Origin of the sequence: Bacteroides sp., assembly GCF_029057325.1 — a bacterium.
Lineage (GTDB): Bacteria > Bacteroidota > Bacteroidia > Bacteroidales > Bacteroidaceae > Bacteroides.
In genome coordinates this window covers 1-4,268 of sequence record NZ_JAICZW010000144.1, presented here as the reverse complement: position 1 = coordinate 4,268, position 4,268 = coordinate 1, and the positions used below count along the sequence as shown (strand labels likewise).

The following is a 4,268-nucleotide window of genomic DNA, read 5'->3' as shown; positions in this document are numbered from 1 at the left end:
TCAACGTTGAAACGAAACGTGGTTGGCATGCCACAAAAGAAAAAATAGCGTTCCCAACCGGTAAGTCATGGAAAGATTATGTCTTGAATCCGGTGATTGAAATCACCTGTGGAGAGGCGCCTTATTTAGTGAGCCGCTATGATACTACTACTGGCAAGAGGATTGAACCGGCAGAAAGAATAGGGCTCATCGATAGAAAAATCCGTGTGATAAATGAGCATGTGGATTCGGAGGCCGACTGGTTGAAGTGGGCGATAAAAGCTGTCGAGCACTCTTATGGCTTTGAATTGCAAGGCGACAATCTGCTGATTGCCAGAGAAAACATCTTATTCTCATTTTGGGAATACTATTACCAAAGGTTCTCTCGTTATCCGGAAACCAAGATATTAAGAAAAGTTGCGGAAATCATCTCATGGAACATTTGGCAGATGGATGGATTGAAACCGGAGGCTGCTTTTCCCGGCGGTGCCGATAGAGTCACGTTCGGCTACGTGGTGGGAAACCCGCCTTATCAAGACCAAGGCGGTGCCGGCGGAAATAATGATGCCCCCATTTATCAGCATTTTTGCAAGATGGCCGATCGGATAACAAGCTCCGTTTCTTCGTTGGTGATCAAGGCAAGCTGGTTCTCTGCCGGCAGGGACAACTTGTTAGGCGATTTCAGGAGAAGCATGCTGACGTCCGGTCAAGTGAAGCGTATGGTTGTCTATGCCGACAGTCGTGACATCTTCTTGAATGTGGAGATTAAAGGAGGTATCTGCTACTATCTGAAGGATAAGAACGCTCCGCGCAGCCGGTGCGAATATACGATATACAAGGATGGGAAGGAAGAAACGCTGAGCCGTGATTTGGATGATTTTGATATCTTAATTCGCGACCCGATGCTCAACAGCATTGTAAAGCAGGTTTATAGCCTGTCGATGAGGGAGGGGGCGGAATATGTAGATAAACTTATTTCGGCAGATACGCCTTTCGGCATTCCGTCCAATCCGCGGACAAGTGTCAAGACTCCGTTCTGTGTTTATGAAAATGGGAGTGAGGAACATGATGTCCTGCTCTATCACATCGAGAAGCTGCATCGGAAAATCGAGTATTGCAGCGTGGCACAAATCAGGAAGAATGTGCCGGACATAGATTGCGACAAGGTCTTTGTCCCCTGTTCGGGTGGTTCGGGCAATGATAGGATGGTGTTGGGCTATCCCGAATTGGCTCCTAAGCATTCTGTCTGTTCCCAGTCTTATTTATATGCGAAGTTTCCTTCTGCAGAAGAGGCTGCGAATTTCATGTCGTATATGAAGACGAAGTTTTTCAGGGTATTGGTGTCTGCCATCAAGATAACCCAGGCCTGTCCTAAAAAGACTTACAGGTTTGTTCCTGTGCAGGATTTCACCAAATCGTGGGCAGATGAGGAATTATATGATAAATATGGGCTCACGGCGTCCCAGCGGGAGTATATCGAACGGAAATTGGATAAAATGATATAGGGTGTATGGTAGAATCTGATATTTTAGCTCTTCCGGTGACGGATGAAGTGGTCGAGAAGACAATGATAAATACAGCAAAGAAATTCAGTTATACGTATCAAACTTTGATGTATTCGAGAACTCCGATTGAGCTTCTTGACAACATATATATGGGCGATGTGGCAAAAAATGCCCTCGTGGCATATCTGCGTGCGCATACCGCGCTTCCGATAACCGACTATGACGAAATCAGGACCGATGATTTTCAGACTCCTGACCCGGGCTGGGACGTTATGATTGGAAAATCGGGCATTAAGCTGGAAGTCAAATCATCCATTCCGCCCAACCGTGAATCGGGTGCCTCTCTGATAAACCTTCGTGACATCAAGATAACGGCAAGTCATAATAAGGGCCAGACCTGGATGCTGCCTGAAGATATGGAGAGCGATATTCATGTTCAGGTCTATTTTTATGCTATTCCGTATAGAAAAGGGTATGACAGCTTCGATGAACTGGCTTCGGACTTAAAGAGAGATTATCGCATCATAGGGCGATTGATAAACGCTTCTAAATATAATCATCCGTTCTTTCTGGGGTGGACTACCAAAAAGAGAATCATAAAGCACCTGAAGACTTTGCCTCAGGAACAGCGTACATGGACGTTTGCCTGGACATCCAGAATCTACTGGAAATCTCCCATAAAGGATGCTTTGAACATGCCTCAACTACTGAGGTGCCTGGATATCCTGAAGAATAAAGAAGACGCGTCTGAGTAATTGTGTATCAGCGTTTAACAAACACTTGTGTCCAGCATGACAGACACTTGTGTTTGAGCCGGCAGACACTTGTGTCTGTCATGCTGAACGCAAGTGTCTGCCGGACCAATGTATAATAGGGGCTTTTCCGGCATCATTCCTTTACTGTTCCTGTTCCTTTTCGGAAATCAGCAACAGCTTGTCGCCGATGTGCAGTTTCAACGTGCCGTTGGGGATGAGGTACTTGTTGTCGCGCTTTACAATCATTACCAATGTGCCTTGGGGAAAATTCATGTCTTTCAACGAACTTGCCTTATCCAGCATTTCTTGTGTGATGGTCATGTCGTACAGGCGGGTGTCAATCTCTTCCGGCAGTTCCACGCCGAAATCGTTTCCTGTCTTTTCCAGCGGAGTGGAGAGGCCCAACAGCCGGGCCACCTTTGAAACGGTAGTGCCTTGGATGACCAAAGAGACGATGGTTATAAAGAATACGATGTTGAAGATGACATGTGCGCCGGGCACGTTCGCCACTACCGGATAAGTGGCGAAGATGATGGGCACCGCGCCGCGCAGCCCTACCCACGACACGAACAGCCGTGATTTGAAGGTTATTTTCTTGCCAAAGGGAAGCAGGCAGAGGAAAACGCTCAAAGGACGTCCGATGACAATCATGAAGGCGCCGATGAGCAGGGCAATCGTAGCCTCTTCCAGCATTTCGTGGGGATTGACGAGCAGGCCGAGGCAGAGGAACATGATGATTTGGAAGAGCCATGTCAGTCCGTCCATGAATGTATAGATTTCCTTCCGGTACATGATTTTGTTGTTGCCCACCATCATTCCGGCGATATAGACGGCCAGATAACCGTTGCCATGCAGCAGGTCGGTGATGGAGAACGTGAAGAAGACGAAAGAGAGCAGCAGAATGGGGTAAAGCGCCTGATTGTCGATGTTCAGCCGATTCAGCATAAGAATGGCGAGCTTCCCGAGCAGATAGCCGGCGGCGGCACCGACCAGGAATTGTATGGCGAATGAGCTTGCGATGTCGATGGCTCCCATGCCCGACGACTGGATGAGCTGTATCAGTACGATGGTGAGCATATATGCCATGGGGTCGTTGCTACCGCTTTCCAACTCCAGCATCGGCCGGAGGTTGTGCTTCAGGTTCATTTTCTGCGAGCGCAGGATGGCGAAGACGGAAGCGGAATCGGTGGACGACATGGTGGCTGCAAGCAGCAGGGAGGTCATCAACGGGAAGTGGATGTTGTTCCAGCTCATGCCCGACAGCCACCAGATGAATAGTCCGGTGAAGAGGGCGGTGAGCAATACCCCGACCGTGGATAAGAGGAGGCCGGGGGTGAGGATGGGTTTTATTTCCGTGAATTTGGTATCCATGCCACCGGAGAAAAGGATGATGCTGAGCGCCACCATACCGATGAACTGCGCCTCCTCGGCATTGTGGAACTGTAAGCCCAGACCATCGCTGCCGAACAGCATGCCGACGACAAGGAAAAGCAACAATGCGGGTACTCCGAAACGATAGCCGGTCTTGCCGACAAGAATGCTGACAAAGAGTAGGATAGAGCCTACAAGTAGTATGTTTCCTGCTGTGAACAACATAATTAGTGTGTTAGTTGGTTAAATGAGATTTTCTTTGGTATATAACATTTTTTGTACAACAAAAAATAATGGTTGTTTGTTCAATTGAATTTCAAGACAAAAGTGGTCTCTTTGGCAGGAAGCAACGATAGGCTGCCGCCCGATAGGCGCATGATTTGTCGGGAAATGCTTAGCCCGATGCCACTGCCGCCCTCTTTGGTGGTGAAGAAGGGGACGAATATATGTTCGGCAATGTCGCCGGGGATGGCAGGGCCGTTATTGGATATCTCTATCAGCACGGCTTCGGCTTCGTTGCAGTAGGCGCGGATGCCGATTTCTCCCTCTTTCTTCCGGTCTTTTTCCGACTCGATGGCTTGTATGGCATTTTTCAGCAGATTGATGACCACTTGCGATCTCCGGTTCTCGTCGGCATAGAGGATGAGGGCGTCTGATA

At 48.4% G+C, this 4,268-nt stretch carries 4 protein-coding genes; 2 read left to right on the top strand and 2 right to left on the bottom strand.

The features are described 5' to 3' along the window. Positions 1–1,484, top strand: a 1,484-nt coding sequence (locus tag K2G43_RS09010) for an Eco57I restriction-modification methylase domain-containing protein (RefSeq protein WP_300154384.1), incomplete at its 5' end; no start/stop codon positions are given. 5 nt (positions 1,485–1,489) lie between these two features. Next, a complete protein-coding gene (locus K2G43_RS09005) occupies positions 1,490–2,239 on the top strand; it encodes a hypothetical protein (protein ID WP_300154381.1) in 750 nt (249 codons plus the stop codon). A 141-nt stretch (positions 2,240–2,380) separates the two neighbouring features. Here the strand turns inward: K2G43_RS09005 and K2G43_RS09000 are convergent, their stop codons facing one another. Together K2G43_RS09000 and K2G43_RS08995 are read right to left on the bottom strand one after the other, a co-directional pair. Beyond that, complete coding sequence (locus tag K2G43_RS09000) at positions 2,381–3,835, bottom strand: potassium/proton antiporter (protein ID WP_297645015.1); 1,455 nt, start codon at positions 3,833–3,835, stop codon at positions 2,381–2,383. 80 nt (positions 3,836–3,915) lie between these two features. Beyond that, the coding region (locus K2G43_RS08995) for an ATP-binding protein (protein ID WP_300154378.1) at positions 3,916–4,268 on the bottom strand (353 nt) is incomplete at its 5' end.